This window comes from Achromobacter sp. MFA1 R4 (assembly GCF_900156745.1).
Taxonomy (GTDB): domain Bacteria; phylum Pseudomonadota; class Gammaproteobacteria; order Burkholderiales; family Burkholderiaceae_B; genus Achromobacter.
This window is the reverse complement of record NZ_LT707065.1, coordinates 22,628-40,353: the sequence shown is the minus strand read 5'-3', so window position 1 is coordinate 40,353 and position 17,726 is coordinate 22,628. Positions and strand designations below refer to the sequence as shown.

The following is a 17,726-nucleotide window of genomic DNA, read 5'->3' as shown; positions in this document are numbered from 1 at the left end:
GGCGGGGGCGGCGGGGGGGCGGTTCATGATGAGGCATACGCGCGGGCTCCGGGCTAGGCGACCTTGCGCACCGGCAGGCTGCGCACGCGCTTGCCCGTGGCGGCGAAGATGGCGTTGCACAGCGCGGGCGCGACGGGCGGGACCGGCGGCTCGCCGACGCCGCCCGGCGGTAGCGCGTGGTCGTCGTTGACCAGGTGCGTGCGGATCACGCGCGGCGAGGCGTTGTGGCGCAGGACTTCGTAGTCGTGGAAGTTGCTCTGTGTCACGCGGCCTTTGTCGAAGGTGATTTCGCTGGTCAGCGCCAGGCTCAGGCCCATGATGGCGCCGCCTTCCATCTGCGCGCGGATGCGCTCCGGGTTGATCTGCGGACCGCAATCCATGGCCATGTCGACGGCCACGACGCGCACCTCGCCCTTGTCGTCGACCGCCACTTCGACGACGGTGGCCGTGTAGCTCATGAAGCTGTAGCAGAAGGCCAGCCCCAGTCCGTGTCCCTTGGGCAGCGGGCGGCCCCATCCGGCGCCTTTGCACGCGGCTTCGATCACGCCGCGCAGGCGGCCGGTGTCGTAGGGGTAGCGTTCGGGCGATTCGGTGTAGTTCCAGGTGTCGGCCAGCGCGCCCGGATCGATCTGGCGGGCCGGGCCGATGAGGTCGAGCGCGAACGCCTGGGGATCCTTGCCCGCGCGGTGCGCCAGTTCGTCAATGAAGCACTGGGCCGCGAAAGCGTGCGGGATATTGGCGACCGACCGGAACCAGCCGATGCGGGCATGGGCCTCGACTTCGGCGGTTTCCACGCGCACGTTCGGGATGCGGTAGGGCATGTTGATCGCCGACATGGCGGATTCGAACATCTGCTGGCCCTTGGCGCCTTCGGCGAAGAGCGAGGCAATGGTGGGCGCGGCGCTGCGATGCAGCCAGGACTGCACCTGCCCCTGCGCGTCGATGACGGCTTCCAGGCGTTCGACCGACACGGTGTGCAGGTAGTCGTGACGGATGTCGTCCTCGCGCGTCCAGACCAGCTTGACCGGCGTGCCTTCGGGCATGGCGCGGGCGACGATGGCGGCCTCGTCCACGAAGTCGGGCTTGGACTTGCGGCCAAAGCCGCCTCCCAGCAGCAGCACGTTGACCTTGACGTTGGCGGGTTCGAGCTTGAGTCGGGCCGCCACGGCGTCGCGGGCCGCGACCGGGTTCTGGATGGACGTCCAGACCTCCGCGCCATTACCCTTGATCTGCACGGTGGCGACCGGGGGCTCCATCGAGGCGTGGGCCAGGTGCGGCACGTAGTATTCGGCGGCCAGGCGCTGGGCGTCGGGCGCCTTGGCCCAGGCCTGCACGGCGTCGCCCTGGTTGCGCATTGTCTTGCCCGGCGCGCGCGCCGCCGCCTGCAGCGTCTGGCGGTAGGCGGCCGAGTCGTACGGGGCGTTCGGGCCGTCGTCCCATTCGATCTGCAGCGCATCGCGGCCCTGGCGGGCGGCCCAGGTATTGCGCGCGACGACGGCCACGCCGCCCAGCGGCTGGAAGGCCGGCGCGCCTTGCATGGCGGGGATCTCCACGACCTTCAGCACGCCGGGCACCGCGAGCGCCTTGGCGCTGTCCACGCGGCGCACCCGTCCGCCCACTACGGGCGGACGCGCGACCACCGCATACACCATGCCGGGCAGCCGCATGTCCATGCCGTAGGTGGCCTGGCCTTTGCCGATGGCTTCCAGGTCGACGAGGCGGACCTGTTCCTTGCCGATGTACCGGAACTCGGACCGGGCCTTCAGCTTGAGGGCGTCGCCGGTCGGCACGGGCTGTTTGGCGGCGTCGGCGGCCAGGTCGCCATAAGACAGGCGGCGCCCCGTGGGTGGGTGCAACACCTCATGCTGCTCGGCCTTGACCTCGCCGACGGGCACGGACCAGCGCGCGGCCGCGGCCGCTTCCAGCATCTGCCGGGCCGCCGCGCCCACGCGCCGCATCGGCATCAGGAAGTGGCGCACGCTGCGCGAGCCGTCCACGTTCTGGTTGCCGTAGCGCGCCTCGTCGGCGGGCGCCTGGATGACCTGCACCCGCTCCCAGCGCGCCTCCATTTCGTCGGCCACCACCATGGGCAGGCTGGTGCGCACGCCCGTGCCCATCTCGGCGCGGTGCGCCACGATGGTGACGGCGCCATCGGCGGCGATGCTGACGAAGACGAGCGGATCGTTCACGGTGCCGCCGGGCATGCTGTCGGCGCCGTACTTGCGGGCCTCGGCCTGCGCGGCCTCGGCTGTCGTGATCCATCCCTTTGCCGTCACGGCCAGGGTGAGCGCGCCCAGGCTGACCTGCAGGAAGGCGCGTCGTGAAAAGTGAGCGGCGGCGGTCATTGCTTGGCTCCCTGGGCGAGTTGGCGGGCGGCTTGCTGGATGGCCGCGAGGATGCGCGGATACGTGCCGCAGCGGCAGATATTGCCGCTCATGGCGTCCGCGATCTCCTGCTCGGTCGGCTGCGGCGTGGCCTTCAAGAGACTTACCGCCGTCATGATCTGCCCCGCCTGGCAATAGCCGCATTGCGCGACATTCTGGGTGATCCAGGCTTGCTGCACGGCCCGGCCGACCGGGTCCGCCTCCATGCCCTCGATGGTCGAGATCTGGCGGCCCGTGGCGACCGACACGGGCGTCAGGCAGGACCGCACCGGCGCGCCGTCCATGTGCACCGTACAGGCGCCGCACATCGCCATCCCGCAGCCGAACTTGGTGCCGGTCATGCCGAGCTCGTCGCGCAGCACCCACAGGAGCGGCATCTCGTCGGGGACGTTGACGTCCTGGGTCGAGCCATTGATTTGCAATTGCGTCATGGAGGAGTCCTGGGGGAGGGCATGACAGGCGCTGCCTTGCCGCGGGTGGTGGGATCGAAACGTCTTGAGTCCGGAATTTTGCCCAAAAAATCCCGGATGGATTAATTAGCCGAGCTTATAAGCCCATTAAGGGGCGGTTATCCCGGGTGCAAGCGGCCCCGCATGATCGCGTCGGCCGGGCGTGCGCACAACGCCCGATGCCTTGCCGCCCCGCGCCCGCGCTACGCCGCGTCCGGACGGTACAGCACGGTCCGCATCTCGGCCGAGGCGCCCAGCCGCTGGGACAGTTCATCGGCGCGTTCGAGAATCATCGCCTCGAATGCCGGCGCATCCACCGTCTTCAGGCGCGCCGATGGCCCGGCTATCGTCAGTGCGCCGACGAAGCGGTCTTCCTGGCCGATGACCGGCACCGACCACGACGAGGTGTAGGGGTCGCGCGCGCCGCAGGAAAAGATCGGCAGGCGCGTCTGGTCGCGCCGGGCGCCTTGCGCCCAGATCGCGAAGACCTGGCCGGTCGAGGACTTGTCCGGCGGCATCACGCTGCCGGCGATGACCTGGCTGTGCAGTCCTTCGTGCGGTTGATGGCGAAAGAGGCACAGCCGCTGCCCCGGTTCCCCGCCTTCCACGTAGTAGGCCGCGCTTTCGCCGGTATCGGCTGACAGGCGTTCAAGCACGGGCATGACGACCGCCTCCAGGTCGAAGCCGCGTTCGTAGACGCGCGCCAGGAACAGCACCCGCGGCCCCAGGCCGTAGCGCCCGTCGGGCTCGCGCACGACGTAGCCGCAGCGCGCCAGCGAATTGAGCAGGCGAAAGATGGTCGTCTTGTGCAAGGGCAGGCGCGTCGCGAAATCCGCCAGCGACAGATGCTCGGCGCCGGGCCGAAAACAATCCAGCACGCTTAGCGCCCGTTCGACCGCCACGACACCGTCATTGCTCATGAATGCTCCTAGAGTATTGAATTTATTGGGCCATGTACGTAATACAACACCGTTTCAGAAATCTACAATACCGGAAATCTGTTGATCCGGGAGTGCGAGATGTCGAGTTCGATGCTGGTGGTGACCGCCCATGTGGGCGACTTTGTCTGGCGCTGCGGCGGTGCGATGGCCCTGCACGCGCAGCGCGGCGTGGCGGTGCATCTGGTCTGCCTGAGCTATGGCGAGAACGGGGAATCCAACGCCGCCTGGAAGGGCGATACGCAGCGCGATGCCGTCAAGGCCCAGCGCCACGCCGAAGCCCAGGCCGCCGCCGCGATCCTCGGCGTGAGCTCGCTGGACTTCCACGACCTGGGCGATTACCCGCTGCCCGATTCGCCGGACTCCGTGCGCCGCATCTCGGAAACGATGCGCCGCACCAAGCCGTCGGTGGTGCTGACGCACCCCGAGCACGACCCGTCCAATCTGGATCATTGCCGCACGTTCGAAATGACGCTGCGCGCCCGCATGCAGGCGATGGCGCCCGGCCATGGCGCCGACTTCGTGGTGCCGCCGCAGGTGCTGTGCTTCGAGCCGCACCAGACCGAACTGTGCGGCTTCAAACCCAACGTCCTGCTGGACATCACGGACGTGTGGGAACGCAAGTGGCAGGCTATGCAGGCCATGCCGACCCAAAGCAATCTGTGGGCGTACTACGAACGCGTGGCGCTGCAGCGCGGCGCGCAGGCGGGCCGCCGCGGCAAGACGGCGGGCACGCGCTATGGCGAGGCTTTTCAAAGCATTTTCCCGGCCGTCGTCTCGGCCCTGATGGAGTGAGTCCGATGAAAGACATCCACGAAGCGGCCCTGACCAGCACCTTGCTGGCCGATGCCGGCGCCCGCCACCTGCGCGCGGCGATCAAACCCTTGCGTGCGGGCTGGTCGGTGCGCGGCCGCGCAGTGACGGTGTCGGTGCCTGCCGGCGACAACCTCGCCATCCACGCCGCGCTGGCCATCGCGCAGCCCGGCGACGTGCTGGTGGTGGATGCCCAGGGCCACACCGAGCGCGCCGTGATGGGCGGCATCATGTGCGCGCAGGCCGCGGCCTGCGGTATCGCCGGCGTGGTGATCGACGGCGCGATGCGAGACGCCGCGGAATTGCGCCAGGGCGCGCTGCCCGTCTTCGCCGCCGCCGTGTCGCCGGCCGGCCCGTTCAAGGCCGGGGGCGGCAGCGTGAACCGGCCGATCCAGTGCGGCGGCGTGCGCGTCGAACCGGGCGACTGGATCCTGGGCGATGACGACGGGCTGGTCGTGGCCGCGCCGCAGGAACTCGAATCCATGGTCACGGCCGCGCTGGCCAAGGCGCAGGCCGAAGCCCGCCGCATGGCCGCCATTGCGCGCGGCGAACTGCGTCCGGCCTGGCTCGACGACGCACTGGCCAAGGCCACGATCGACATCGGCCCGGCTCTCCCGGCGTCGGCATAACAGCTATCCAATACAACAGGAGGAAGACAATGAACTTCAAGCACACCCTGGGCGCGATCGCCCTCATGGCGGGCCTCGCGCCCCTGGCCGCCGCGCACGCGGATTATCCGGACAGGCCGATACGCATGATCGTGCCGTTCGCGGCGGGCGGTCCGGCCGACATGGTCGGGCGCGAGTTCGCCAAGCTGTTCGGCGAAAAGCTGGGCCAGCCGGTGGTGGTGGTGAACGCGGGCGGCGGCCACGGCGTGCCCGCCCTCAATCAGGTGCTGGGCGCCGAGGCCGACGGCTACACGCTGCTCATGCCGGCCTCGGGCAACATGACGGTGCCGTCCAAGGCCATGCAGGGCAAGCAGGTGCTGGAGATCCTGGCGCCCATCAGCCAGTTGACCGAAAGCCCGCACGTGCTGGTGGTGAACGCGCAGATGCCGGTGGACTCGGTGCAGGGACTGGTCGATTACGCCCGCGCCCACCCGGGCAAGGTCAACTTCGGATCGGCGGGCGTGGGCGGCGTGGCGCATCTGGGCATGGAACTCTTCAAGAGCAAGGCCCAGGTCGACGTGGTGCACGTGCCTTATCGCGGCACGTCGCAGGTGCTGACCGACCTGGCATCGGGCCAGGTGCAGGCGCTCTTTAGCAGCATGCCATCGCTCAAGCCCATGATCGACAAGGGGGCGGTGAAAGCGCTGGCCATGAGCGCGCCGAGCAGGGGCGCGGACACGGCCAAGCTGCCGCTCATTTCGCAGACGCTGCCGGGCGTCTCCTACACCACGTGGTACGGACTCTTCGCCAAGGCGGGCACGCCGCCCGAGGTGCTGGCCAAGCTGAATGCGGCGGTCATCGACACGCTGAAGAATCCCGAGCTGAACCAGAAGTTCGAGTCGCAGGGCGTGGAGTTCGTCTCCAGCACGCCGCAGCAGCTTGCCGACACGGTACGGCGCGACACGGCGCAGTGGTCGGCGCTGATCGAGGCGGCCGGCATCCAGATCGAGTAGGCCGCGCAAGGCGGCGGCCCCCGGAAAAAGGGGCCGCCTGCCCGGCGTTCTGCTACGACTTAACACGTCTTGCCCGGCCCGGCTTTGCTATAAGAATGGCTATAGCTTTTCGGAAGGGGCCGGGTAAATGTCGATTCTCACCATCAGCCGCTGCGGCGCGGCGTTGTTCTTCGTTGCATTGGCGGCAGGCTGCTCGTCCAGCAAACCGCCGGCGGCGGACAAGGCCAGCATGTCGGAGGCCACGCCCGCCCGGGCCAGCAACGAATGCAAGGCCAACCGCCGCAAATGCCTGCACGAGGGCTCCTACGACGTGGGAGAACGCGATTACGCGGAAGACGAGGCCAAGCGCCTGAACCTGGCCGAAGCGCAGCGCCTGCGGCGGTTGTTCGGCAATTGATCACAACGCACTGAGCAAGCGCCCGGCCGCCTGGCCGCGCATCGCCTTGGCGCGACGCGCTCGCTTGAGCCGCGCCCATCCTTCTTAGCACACGCGCGTTACGCCCTTTCCGGCGCTGCGCATCGACGCGCGGATGTCGGGCGTGCGCGACAAAAATCCCCTTATTGACGGTTCCCGGCGCGAAGTCGCTTGCGTCCCCAGAACTGACATATTGCGTCCCTAGAATTCGTTCCTGCCATGCGCCGTGTGCATCACTGTGCCGCCCGCGCTGCGGGCCAGGCCACCTGCGCATGTCTGTTCAAACCAATGGGAATCAGTAATGAAAAAGACTTTGTTCGTCACCGCACTCTTCGCCGCGCTGTCCGGCGTGGCGCAGGCGGAAACTTCGGTGACGCTGTACGGCCTGATCGATACGGGCGTTGGCTACCAACGCATCAAGGGCGACAACGACCACGAGTCGAAGTTCGGCATGACCAACGGCGTGTCCAGCGGCTCGCGTTGGGGCCTGCGCGGCGCCGAAGACCTGGGCGACGGCCTGAGCGCCGTGTTCACGCTTGAAAGCGGTTTCAACTCGGGCAACGGCCAGTCGGGCCAGAGCAGCCGCCTGTTCGGCCGCCAGGCCACCGTCGGCCTGAAGAGCGCGTCGTGGGGCCTGCTGGAGTTCGGCCGTCAGACGAACATCGCCTCCAAGTACCTGGGCTCGATCGATCCGTTCGGCGGCAGCTACGGCCAGGCCAACATCGGCGTGGCGTTCAGCGCCGCGAACACCGTCCGCTACGACAACATGGTCCAGTACTCGACCCCGTCGTTCGGCGGCTTCCAGGCTGGCATCGGCTACTCGTTCAACGTCGCCGACACGACCTCGGCCCAGACCGGCTTCGCCACCGCCGACAACACCCGCGGCATCACCGCCGGTGTGCGTTACGTAAACGGTCCGCTGAACGTCGCCCTGACGTACGACCAGCTCAACCCGGCCAATCAGCTGCGCAACGACGCCACGCCCAAGTCGTGGAGCATCGGCGGCTCGTATGACTTTGAAGTCCTGAAGCTGGCGATGGCCTACGGCCAGACCCGCGAAGGCTGGTTCGCCGGCCAGGGTATCAACGCCTTCGGCAGCGGCAGCCCCACCGCCAAGGGCTTCGGCACGAACGTCGCCGTGGACGATTTCAAGGCCAACTCGTACATGGTCGGCCTGACCGTGCCGCTGGGCGCCAGCAGCATCATGGCCTCGTGGCAGCGCGCCGATCCGGACAGCGATGTGCTGACCGGTGGCGATTCCGCCATGAACGTGTACAGCCTGGGCTACACGTACAACCTGTCCAAGCGCACGAACCTGTACGCGCTGGCGTCCTACGCCACCGACTACGCGTTCATCGACGGCGTGAAGAGCACCGTGGGTCTGGTTGGTATCCGTCATCGCTTCTAAGCGGCAGACGTGATGGGCGGCGCGCGCCAGGCGCGCGCCGCTTGCGCCCTGCACCGCGGTTGCACTGAGCGGATTGGGCGTCTTACCCGGCCACAGACGCGAAAAAAGCGGCCACCTCCCTAGCTCCACTCTCAGTCCGCTCACCCGAACTCCGATCATGGCAAGCAAAAGGCCCGCGCAGCGATGCGCGGGCCTTGCCATTTTCCGGCCCGGCGCCGTTGTAGTATTGGAAGCTCTGCCCAATCAACGGATAGCTATGCACACGCACCACGCACGGCTCGCGGAAATGACACTGGCCCTGGCGCTGGCCATGGGCGCGGGCGCGCCCGCGCTGGCCCAGGATGCCCCAGCGGCGGCGCAGGATCCCAACGGCGCGCCGGTGGACGCCGCGCCTCAGCCGCCGCAGACGCTGCAGGTGCTGGACGGCAAGCTCAAGGTCGTCATTCCCGCGGGCTTCACCGAGACCGAATTTCCGTCCGACCCGGCCACGCCCGAGGTCGCAGGCAAGATCTATCTGAACCGCGCCACCATGCAGGCCATCATCGTGATCGATGTGCCGGTCGACCTGGCGGTGGGCGACGACGACGCCTTCACGCTGGGCGCGATGGCCGCGGGCTTCCAGTCGCAGCAGCAGGAAGCGGTGCCCTCGTTCAAGAAGACGGGCGATGGCGCCTTCAAGGTCGGCGGCATCGGCGTGTTCCAGCTGGACGCGAGCAGCAGGCTGTCCGGCCGTCCGGCCGAACTGACGGCGCTGTTTGCCGCGTCGGGCAAGAAGGTCGTGACGTTTTCCGCCTATACGCTGGCGCAGGAAAAGGCCCGGCATCCCGGGCTGATCGAAGCGCTGAAGCGGGGCATGTCGGCGGGGTAGCGATGCCTTGGGCGCCGGCCTGCGTTGCGCGCGCGGCTGTGCCGGGCTCTGGCGCGGGACAGCCGGGTCAGTTGGGCTTCCAGAACACGTAGTTGGCCTGGTAGCTGACCTGCTCACGCTGGCCCTTGTTGGCCGCCGAGCAAGGCGCGGACGGCGCGCCGCCACCCGAGCGCACGAGCCGCTGGATGTACGTGACGCCAGTCAAAAGCCCCACGCCTGCCGACGGATTGGCCAGCACGAGCTGGTCGTACAGGCGGTCGGGCCCGGCAGAAGCGCGCACGGTTTCCATCCCCGTCAAGGCCGATCCATCGGATGCCCGCCAGGTCTCGGGCGGACTCTGGTACGTGCCGGTCTGGCCGGACTGGCCCGCGCCCAGCGTGGCGGCCGCGCTGGCGATCACCCAGGCGTAACGTCCGCCGTCCGTGGGCATCATCCGGCATTCATACGTGACCGCGCCTTGCGCCGGGGCCTGCCAGACGATGCGGTTGTCGGCCGGCACCTGCATGATCTGCGGCACGTTGTCCTGCGCCGCCGCGCTGGCCGAGGCGGCCGCGAGGCATGCCGCCAGCAACAGGCCGGACAATGCCGGACGCGTGTGAGTCGGAATGCGGTTCATCCGTGCTCCTTCTGGCGGGCCGGGCGCGCCCGCGGTGGCAGTGGCGTGTTGCGCGTGCCCGTGGTCCGGCGCTGGGGCCGGGATCGGGCCATTCTGCCATGAATCCCCCGCGCCGCCTGCCTCAATTCACCACCAGCGTGTAGGTCGCGCGGCCGCGCAGCAGGGTCAGCACCAGCGGCTGCGAGCCGGCCCCGGCCAGGAGGTCGCGCAGGTCGGCCAGCTTGCTGACCGGGCGCTGGTTCACGCCGATGACGATGTCGCCGCGCTGCAGGCGCGCGGCCACCGGTCCGCGTTCGGGAAAGGTGGCGCTGACGGCGACGCCGTCGTTTCCCTGCAGGCGCTGCGCGCGTCCGACCTCGGACAGCTCCACGCCTGTCAGGCGCGCATCCAGCGCACCCGCATGCAGGCGTTCGCTCTGTTCCGGTTCGATGCGCAGCAGCACTTCCGTCTTCGCGCCGGCGCGCGACAGCCCCAGGCGCACCTGGCGGCCGACGGGCAGCAGGCCCTCGGCGTTGCGCAGTTGGGCGCTGGAGCCGATGGCTTTGCCATCGATTGACAGGATCTGGTCCCTGGCCTGGATGCCGGCCTTCTGCGCGGGCGAGCCGTCGGCCACGCGCGCCACGACGACGCCGGTCGATCCGGGCGCCAGGCCCAGCTGGCGGGCGTTGCGCGGCGTGATGTCCAGCGTGTCCAGCCCCAGTCCGCCCCGCTGCACCTGGCCGTGCTGCAGCAATTGCCGCATGACCTCGCCCGCCAGGTTGGACGGAATGGCAAAGCCGATGCCCACGTTGCCGCCGGACGGCGTGTAGATCATGGTGTTGATGCCGACCAGGTCGCCGTTCAGATTGACCAGCGCGCCGCCGGAATTGCCGGGATTGATGGACGCGTCGGTCTGGATGAAGTTCTGGTAGCCCGCGGCGCGCAGGCTGGAGCGGTCCAGCGCGGAGACGATGCCGGACGACGCAGACTGTCCCAAGCCGTAGGGGTCGCCGATCGCGACCACGAAATCGCCCACGCGCAGGTCGCTGGAGTCGGACAGGGTCAGCGCCTGCAGATTCTGCGCGGGGATGCGCAGCACCGCCAGGTCCGTATCCGGATCGCTGCCCACGACCGTCGCGTTGAAGCTGCGTCCGTCCTGCAGGGACACGCGGATCGACGCGGCCCCGCGCACCACGTGATGGTTGGTCAGGATATTGCCCTGGGCCGCATCGACGATGACACCCGAGCCCACGTTCTGCCGCATGCTGCCGGGCGTACGCGCAGCGCCCGCGGCCTGCGTGGCGGCCGACGCCGAGATGTTGACGACGGCGGGCGTCACGCGTTCGAGCATGGGTGCCAGCGAAGGCAGGGGCTGGCCGTCAACCGCCAGCGGCAGGGCGGCGCGGACGGCCATGGGACTGCAAGCCAGCAGGACGAGGCACGCGGCGGCGAGTGTGGCGCGCAGGCGTTGCGGGAGCCGGGGCCGCGGGGCGCGGCGGCGATTGACGCGGGGCGGTGAAGCCGGGTGGGGCATTTCGGTCCTTCTTGCAGCGAGGCGGCAGTATCGGCCGGCGCTGCTGCAGGGATGTGACGGCGCGCGAGGCGGTTGGCGTGCGGCGCGGGCGCGCGCCGGACGGTCACGGATTGTCGCCGAACTTTCGCGGGAAAGTCCGGCTTGCCCCGCAATGCCTCAGAAGCCGGCTGCCTGGCCGTCGCGGCGCGAGTCGGAGGCGGCCACGTAGCCGCCTTGCGGCAGGCGGCAGATGAGCTGGGCCGAGCCGAACTCCAGGCTGTCCGACGGCGCCACCGCGACGTTGTGGCCGCGCGCGCGCAGCGTGTCGACCACGTCGGCCGGCAGGTGTGATTCCACGTTCACGACCGGACCGTTTTCCACGCGGAAGCGCGGCGCGTCGCTCATGGCCTGCGGGTTCTGGCCGAAGGCCGCCAGGCGCGTGACCATCTGCAGATGACCCTGCGCCTGCATCGACCCGCCCATCACGCCGAACGACATGACGGGCTGGCCGCCGCGTGTGACGAACGCCGGAATGATGGTGTGCATGGGCTTCTTGCGCGGCGCGACCTGGTTGGCGTGACCGGGCTTGAGCACGAAGTTCAATCCGCGGTTGTGCAGGCTGATGCCGGTGCCGGGCACGACCACGCCCGAACCGAAGCCGTGATAGTTGGACTGGATGAACGACACCATCGTGCCGCCGGCGTCGGCCGCGGTCAGGTAGACCGTGCCGCCCGTGGCGGGCGTGCCGGCGGTCGGCACGCTGGCGCGGTCCATGGAAATCAGGCGCGCGCGGTCGGCCAGGTAGGCGCGGTCGAGCAGGGCGCGCGCGTCAGTGCGCATGTGGCGCGGGTCCGCGACGTGATGGTGCAGGTCAGCGAACGCCAGCTTCATGGCTTCGATGCTGACGTGGTAGTAGTCGGCGCTGTCGCGGCCCATGCCTTCCAGGTCGAATTGTTCAAGCATGCCCAGCGCCATCAGCGCCGAGATGCCCTGGCCGTTGGGCGGGATCTCGTGCAGCTCGTAGTCGCGGAACGACTGGGAAATGGGCTTGACCCACTCGGCCTGGTGTTCGGCCAGGTCCACGGCGGTCAGCGCGCCGCCCGTCTGGCTGGCAAAGTCGGCGATCTTGCGAGCCAGTTCACCGCGGTAGAAGCTTTCGCCGCCGGTTTCGGCGATCTCGCGCAGGGTCTTGGCCTGCTCGGGAAAGCGCCACCATTCGCCGGCCTGCGGCGCGCGGCCCTGCGGCAGGAACGCGTCGGCAAAGCCGGGCTCGGCCGCGAGCTTGGGCGCCTGGTTGGCCCATTGGCGCGCGATGGTGGGCGACACGGCGAAGCCGTCTTCGGCGTAGGCGATGGCGGGCTCGAACAACTTGGCGAAGGGCAGCTTGCCGAAGCGGTCGGACAGGGCCTTCCAGCCCGCCACCTGCCCGGGCACCGTGACGGTTCCCCAGCCGGTGCCCGGCATGGCGTCGCGGCCCTTGAAGTACTCGGGCGTCCAGGCAGCCGGCGCGCAGCCGCTGGAGTTCAGGCCGTACAGCTGGCCCTCGTGCCAGATCAGGGCGAACATGTCGCCGCCGATCCCGTTCATGACGGGCTCGACGACGGTCAGGGCAATCGCGGTGGCAATGGCGCTGTCAACGGCATTGCCACCGGCCAGCAGCATGCGTAGTCCCGCCTGCGCAGCCAGCGGCTGGCTGGTCGCGACCGCGTTGGCGGCCAGGACCGGCATTTTTCGGGAAGCGTACGGAAAAGACCAATCGAAGGGGGAGGACATGGATGCTGGAACTCGTAAGGGGATTACTGCGGGGTGATGCCGGCCTGGTCGATCAACTGCTTGGTGCGCGGAATCTCGGCCTTGATGAAGGCGGCGAATTCTTCGCGGCTGCCGCCACGCGGCTCGGCGCCGGCTTCGGCGAGCTTACCGCGCAACGCGGGGTCGGCGAGCACTTTGTTGACGGCGCGGTTGAGCTTGTCCAGGATCGGCGCGGGCGTGCCTTGCGGGGCGACCAGGCCATACCACGGCGCGATGTCGTAGCCCGAGAAGCCTTGTTCGGCGATGGTGGGAATCTCGGGGGCCAGCGCCGACCGCTTCGAGTTGGACATGCCCAACGCCAGCAGCGCGCCGCTCTTGGCCTGGGGCAGGCCGGTCATGATCGTGTCGAAATACATCGACACCTGGCCGCTCAGGAGCGCGGGGATGGCTTCGCCGGCGCCCTTGTAGGGCACGTGCAGGATGTCGATGCCCGCGACGGACTTGAGCATTTCACCCGCCATGTGCGAGGTCGTGCCCGTGCCGAATGAGGCGTAGGTCAGCTTGCCGGGGTTGGCGCGCGCGTAGGCCACCATCTCGGGCAGGGTCTTGAAGGGCTGCGACGGATTGGCCAGCAGGATGTTGGGCGTGTAGGCCACCATCGACACCAGTTCAAAGGCGTCCGGATCGTAGGCCAGGCGCTTTTGCAGGAAGCGGTTGGTGACCACGGCGGCCGGGCCGCCCATCAGCAGCGTGTAGCCGTCCGGCGCCGAGCGCGCGACCGAGGCGCTGCCGATGGCGGCTGCGGCGCCGGGGCGGGCTTCGATGACGAAGGGCTGGCCCAGTTCGGCCGACAGCGCCGCGCCAAGCTGGCGCGAGATCAGGTCCGTGGCCGAGCCGGCCTGGAACGGCACGACGATGCGCACGGGATGCTGCGGCCAGTCCGTGGCCTGGGCGCCGGCCTGGGCCGCAACGGCCATCACGGCGGCGCCTGCCAGCGCCCGGATGAGACGAAATTTCATGGATTCCCCTTGATCGCGTAATGGAAAGCGTATGGGCCGGGCGGGTCTCTTGCCCGTTCCGGCCGGGCGGGCGCGGCGGGCCGCGTCCTGCCTGGATTAGACGCAAGCAGGGCGGGCCAGACCATTAGTGTTTGCATCCATGGATCATTGGATCCAGTTTGTGTTATTTTCGCCCTTATCTATCATGGCGGCTTTCCAAGCCCGGGGACGTAAGTGCTGCAATTCCAGAAGACAGCCATCAGCGCCGAAGACGAGGCGTACCTGCACCTGCAGCGTGAAATCCGGCTGGGACGCTACGCGCCCGGCCAGCGCCTGGTGCCCGACGTCGTCGCCGCGGAAATCGGCACCAGCCGCATGCCGGTGCGCGGCGCGCTGCGCCGCCTGGCCTCGGAGGGGCTGGTCGAAATCCGCGCCAACCGCGGCGCCGTCGTGCGCGGCCTGAACCAGCAGGAAATGCTCGAGGTCTTCGAGATGCGCTCCGTGCTGGAAGGGCTGGCCGTGCGTAACGCGGTCTCCAACATGGGCGCCGAGCCCCTGCGCCGGCTGACCAACATGCTCGAGCAACTGGACCAGGGCGCCGGCGAAGACCTGGACTGGACCACCGCCCACCGCGAGTTCCACGAATACCTGTGCAGCTTCTGCAAGCAGCCGCGCCTGTTGAACCAGATTTCCGAACTGCATTCCGTGGTCGAGCCCTACATGCGGCTGTGGGCTGCCCAACCTGGCCGCGTGCTGCGCGTGCGCGAGTCGCACCAGGAGCTGATCGACGCGCTGCAGACCCGCGACGCGGCGCGCTGCGAGGCCGCGATGCGCCAACACGTCCTCAACACCGTGCCGGCCTTGCAGGCGTTCCTGGCGCAGGCGGGCTGACCCGGCCGCGCTGCGCGGGCCATCTGGCCGTTCACCGGACAGGAATTTCACGCCCCTGCCGCATTCGCATATAGCCGGGAGTAATATGTGTCGCGTCCGCCGACGCGACTGCGCCGGCACGAGCACGCCGATCCACGCCTGGCCCTTCCCACCCCTGTCGACAGCGGAGCGTCGCTCCGTGCCTCCCCCGCGGTGTCTGCAAGCCCGGGCGCGCAAGCGGCCAAAAAAGACACGGAGGAGAAGAGATTGGACAAGCAAGCATCGGGCGGCTGGTATTTCGGCTGGAACATCGTGGGCGCCGCCACGGTGCTCACCCTGTTGACGGTCGGCCTGCGGATGGGGATCGGACCGTTCTTCCTGCCCATGGCCGACGGGTTGGGATTTTCTCGCAGCGTGCTCTCGGGCATCGTGGCCATCGGGATGCTGTGCTACGGGCTGGGCATGCCGCTGGCGGGCTACCTGGTCAGCATCCGCGGCACGCGCTTCGTGCTCCTGACCGGCACGGCCATCGTCGTGGCCTCGTCCATCTGGACCGTCTACGCGCGCGGTCCTCTCGAATTCCTGCTGTCCTTCGGCGTCGCGCTGTCCATCGGCCTGGCTTTCACCAGCCCGGTCGCGCTGACGCCCGTGATCAGCCGCTGGTTCACCCGCCAGCGCGGCATGGCGCTCTTCTTCCTGTCCACCGGCTCGATGGCCGGCATTGCGCTGATGACGCCCACGCTGACGTTTGCCATCGCGGCGGTGGGCTGGCAGGAGACCCTGCTGGGCTTTGCCGCGCTGTTCGCGCTGCTGACCGTGCCGGTGGCGCTCTTCGTGATGCGCGACGAGGCGCCCGAGCACACCGACCTGCTCCCCCACCAGATCGTTGAAAAATCCGCCGCGGCCAAGCCGGCCGCCAAGGCGCCGGCGCCGGGGCTGGGCGAGGCCCTGCGCAGCGTGCCCTTCTGGCAGGTCGCGCTGGGCTTGTTCGCCTGTGGCTTCAGCATGAACCTGCTGGGCACGCACGGCATGCCCATGCTGATGGACCACGGCTTTGACGCCACCACCAGCTCGCTGGGCATCGGTCTCATCGGCCTGGTCGCCATCTTCAGCACGCTGGTGCTGGGTCGCATGTCCGACCAGGTCGAGCGCCGCAACATTCTTGCCGCCATCTACCTGGTGCGGGGACTGGGCTTTTTCGCGCTCGTCATGGTGGGCGCGCATTGGGAACTGTATCTGGCCGCCACCATCGGCGGCATCGTCTGGGCCGGCAGCATCGCCTTGTCGTCGGCCATCCTGGCCGACGTGTATGGCATCCGGCTGGTCGGCGTGCTGTATGGGCTGACCTATCTGGGCCACCAGGTGGGCGGCATGATCAGCTCGTGGCTGGGCGGCTGGGCCTTTGAAGCCTTCGGCACGCACTGGGTGGCGTTCGGTTCGGCGGGCGTGCTGCTGTTGCTGGCCGCGGGGATATCGATGCGGCTGCCGCCCCGGGGGATTCTGCGGGCGCCGCGCGTGGCCGCCGCGGGCGGGCGTTAACCCGCGCTGCGCCGCAGCCTGACGCCCCGAGACAGCGGGTGTCAGGCCGGGACGCCGTCTAGCGGTCCTTCAGCAGCGACACCAGTTCCGGCACGTAGCGGTCGCCGCCGCCTTGCGTGACGGCCTGGTCGAACGTGTGCTGCACGGCTGCGCCGATCTCGCGCACGGCCCCGGCCTCGGCAGCCATGGTGTTGTAGTAGGACAGGTCCTTCTGCGCGTTCGACATGAAAAAGCGCAGCGACGACGGATCCTGTTCCAGCAGATAAGGCTTGATGCGTTCAAGCGCCACGCCGCCGCCGCCGCCCTTGGACAGCACCTCGGCGAACACCGCCGGGTCGATGTCCGAGCGCAGCGCGCAGGCCGCGGCCTCGGACAGCAGCGCCACCACGCCCAGCGAAACATAGTTGTGCAGCAGCTTCATGCGATGGCCCGCGCCGACGGGGCCGGCATGGGTGATGTTCTCCGCAAAGCACGCCAGGATCGGCTTGCATTCTTCGAACAGCGCCGCATCCCCGCCCACCAAGAGGTTCAGCCGGCCTTCGGCGGCTTCCTTCGGCGTGCGCGTCATGGGCGCGTCCAGGAAGCGCCCGCCGCGCTCGGTGACGGCCTGCGCGACCTTCACGGTCGACGACGGGATCGCGGTCGAGCAGTCAATGATGACGGTACCGGGACGCAGCCCTTCCAGCACGCCGCCCGGCGACAGCAGCACGGCTTCGACCTGCGGGCTGCCCGTGACGCACAGGATGATCACGTCCGACTGCGCGGCCAGCTCGGCGCCAGTGGCCACGCTGACCGCGCCGGCGGCCTTGAGCGCGTCCAGGGGCTGGTTGCCCGGGTGTTCCAGCACGGTCAGCGCGTGACCATGCTTGACCAGGTTGCTTGCAATGCCGTGGCCCATGAGGCCGATACCAACCATGCCGACTTTCGCCATCTTCTACTGCTCCTGCCATGTGGGGTGTTTGTTGTGGCGTAAATCTTACCCTCAGAACCCGCGGGCCGGGCCGGCAGCGACGCGGCAACGCCCGGCAGGCGTCCGCGCGCCGACCACCGCGCTATGCCGGCGCCGGCGTGTCTGGAATACTTCCGGTAATCGTCCCACCTGGGGACTCTTGCAGCGGCAGCCATGACAGACTCCATCCCCGACGGTTTTTCGCCCTGGTATCCCAGCAGCCAGTTCATGCGCCATCTGAACGAGCTCGGCGCGTTCTATCGGCGCAAGACCGACAACGTGCTGGCGCTGCGCGTCAATGCGGCCCACGGCAACATGCACGGCATGGCCCATGGCGGATTCCTGGCCACCTTCGCCGACAGCGCGCTGGGTCTGGTCATTTCGGAAGAGGCCCACGTCTCCGTCGTCACGGCACAGATGTCCGTCGAATTCCTCAACGCGGTCAATCCCGGCGACTGGCTCGAGGCGCACGTGCATATCGACAAGCAGGGCAAGCGGCTCATCTATGCGACCTGCCTCTTGCAGGTGGACGGCCGCCCCATGCTCAAGGCCAGCGCCGTATTCGCAGTGCGCCACGCAGCCGTGCCCGCCTCGGACGGCTAGTCGTGCGCGGC

At 68.7% G+C, this 17,726-nt stretch carries 17 protein-coding genes; 9 read left to right on the top strand and 8 right to left on the bottom strand.

The features are described 5' to 3' along the window. Positions 1-53: 53 nt before the first annotated feature. The 3 genes from BXA00_RS00240 to BXA00_RS00230 form a co-directional block, all read right to left on the bottom strand. The gene (locus BXA00_RS00240; protein WP_076515225.1) at positions 54-2,345 is read right to left on the bottom strand and encodes a xanthine dehydrogenase family protein molybdopterin-binding subunit; all 2,292 of its coding nucleotides are present in this window, start codon (positions 2,343-2,345) and stop codon (positions 54-56) included. Continuing rightward, a complete protein-coding gene (locus BXA00_RS00235) occupies positions 2,342-2,815 on the bottom strand; it encodes a (2Fe-2S)-binding protein (RefSeq protein ID WP_076515223.1) in 474 nt (157 codons plus the stop codon). Before BXA00_RS00235 ends, BXA00_RS00240 begins: the two co-directional genes overlap by 4 nt. A 221-nt stretch (positions 2,816-3,036) precedes the next feature. Continuing rightward, the gene (locus BXA00_RS00230; protein WP_076515221.1) at positions 3,037-3,753 is read right to left on the bottom strand and encodes an IclR family transcriptional regulator; all 717 of its coding nucleotides are present in this window, start codon (positions 3,751-3,753) and stop codon (positions 3,037-3,039) included. A 99-nt stretch (positions 3,754-3,852) separates the two neighbouring features. Here BXA00_RS00230 and BXA00_RS00225 point away from each other — a divergent pair, with 99 nt between their 5' ends. The 6 genes from BXA00_RS00225 (at position 3,853) to BXA00_RS00200 (ending at position 8,896) form a co-directional block, all read left to right on the top strand. Beyond that, positions 3,853-4,566 (top strand): PIG-L deacetylase family protein, encoded by a 714-nt coding sequence (locus BXA00_RS00225; RefSeq protein WP_076515220.1) that lies wholly within the window; start codon positions 3,853-3,855, stop codon positions 4,564-4,566. A gap of 5 nt (positions 4,567-4,571) precedes the next feature. Next, positions 4,572-5,213, top strand: coding sequence for an RraA family protein (locus BXA00_RS00220; protein ID WP_076515219.1), 642 nt, complete (start codon positions 4,572-4,574; stop codon positions 5,211-5,213). Positions 5,214-5,242: 29 nt separating this feature from the next. Further along, positions 5,243-6,205 (top strand): tripartite tricarboxylate transporter substrate binding protein, encoded by a 963-nt coding sequence (locus BXA00_RS00215; protein ID WP_076515218.1) that lies wholly within the window; start codon positions 5,243-5,245, stop codon positions 6,203-6,205. Between the two features lie 127 nt (positions 6,206-6,332). Beyond that, on the top strand, positions 6,333-6,602 hold the full coding sequence (locus tag BXA00_RS00210) for a hypothetical protein (RefSeq protein WP_076515217.1): 270 nt from the start codon (positions 6,333-6,335) through the stop codon (positions 6,600-6,602). A 319-nt stretch (positions 6,603-6,921) separates the two neighbouring features. Next, positions 6,922-8,028 carry a porin gene (locus BXA00_RS00205; protein WP_076515215.1) on the top strand — a complete coding sequence of 369 codons (1,107 nt, stop codon included), beginning with the start codon at positions 6,922-6,924 and terminating at the stop codon, positions 8,026-8,028. Between the two features lie 286 nt (positions 8,029-8,314). Beyond that, positions 8,315-8,896 (top strand): hypothetical protein, encoded by a 582-nt coding sequence (locus BXA00_RS00200; protein WP_076515213.1) that lies wholly within the window; start codon positions 8,315-8,317, stop codon positions 8,894-8,896. 67 nt (positions 8,897-8,963) lie between these two features. On the opposite strand, the gene BXA00_RS00195 is transcribed toward BXA00_RS00200, so the two are convergent. The 4 genes from BXA00_RS00195 to BXA00_RS00180 all read right to left on the bottom strand — a co-directional run bounded on the left by BXA00_RS00195 (position 8,964) and on the right by BXA00_RS00180 (position 13,775). After that, entirely contained in the window at positions 8,964-9,512 is a 549-nt protein-coding gene (locus BXA00_RS00195; RefSeq protein WP_076515211.1) for a DUF3455 domain-containing protein, read from the bottom strand. A gap of 121 nt (positions 9,513-9,633) precedes the next feature. After that, a complete protein-coding gene (locus BXA00_RS00190; RefSeq protein WP_092582751.1) occupies positions 9,634-10,905 on the bottom strand; it encodes a trypsin-like peptidase domain-containing protein in 1,272 nt (423 codons plus the stop codon). Positions 10,906-11,181: 276 nt separating this feature from the next. After that, a complete protein-coding gene (gene ggt / locus BXA00_RS00185; protein WP_076515208.1) occupies positions 11,182-12,777 on the bottom strand; it encodes a gamma-glutamyltransferase in 1,596 nt (531 codons plus the stop codon). A gap of 23 nt (positions 12,778-12,800) precedes the next feature. Then, on the bottom strand, positions 12,801-13,775 hold the full coding sequence (locus BXA00_RS00180) for a tripartite tricarboxylate transporter substrate binding protein (protein WP_076515206.1): 975 nt from the start codon (positions 13,773-13,775) through the stop codon (positions 12,801-12,803). Positions 13,776-13,988: 213 nt separating this feature from the next. Between BXA00_RS00180 and BXA00_RS00175 the strand changes: the two genes are divergently transcribed. Both BXA00_RS00175 and BXA00_RS00170 read left to right on the top strand, forming a co-directional pair. After that, positions 13,989-14,645 (top strand): GntR family transcriptional regulator, encoded by a 657-nt coding sequence (locus BXA00_RS00175; protein WP_076515205.1) that lies wholly within the window; start codon positions 13,989-13,991, stop codon positions 14,643-14,645. Positions 14,646-14,891: 246 nt separating this feature from the next. After that, the gene (locus BXA00_RS00170; RefSeq protein ID WP_076515203.1) at positions 14,892-16,163 is read left to right on the top strand and encodes an MFS transporter; all 1,272 of its coding nucleotides are present in this window, start codon (positions 14,892-14,894) and stop codon (positions 16,161-16,163) included. Positions 16,164-16,221: 58 nt separating this feature from the next. On the opposite strand, the gene BXA00_RS00165 is transcribed toward BXA00_RS00170, so the two are convergent. Further along, positions 16,222-17,094 carry an NAD(P)-dependent oxidoreductase gene (locus BXA00_RS00165; protein WP_076515202.1) on the bottom strand — a complete coding sequence of 291 codons (873 nt, stop codon included), beginning with the start codon at positions 17,092-17,094 and terminating at the stop codon, positions 16,222-16,224. 192 nt (positions 17,095-17,286) lie between these two features. Between BXA00_RS00165 and BXA00_RS00160 the strand changes: the two genes are divergently transcribed. Continuing rightward, complete coding sequence (locus BXA00_RS00160) at positions 17,287-17,715, top strand: PaaI family thioesterase (protein WP_076515200.1); 429 nt, start codon at positions 17,287-17,289, stop codon at positions 17,713-17,715. The last annotated feature ends 11 nt before the right edge of the window (positions 17,716-17,726 follow it).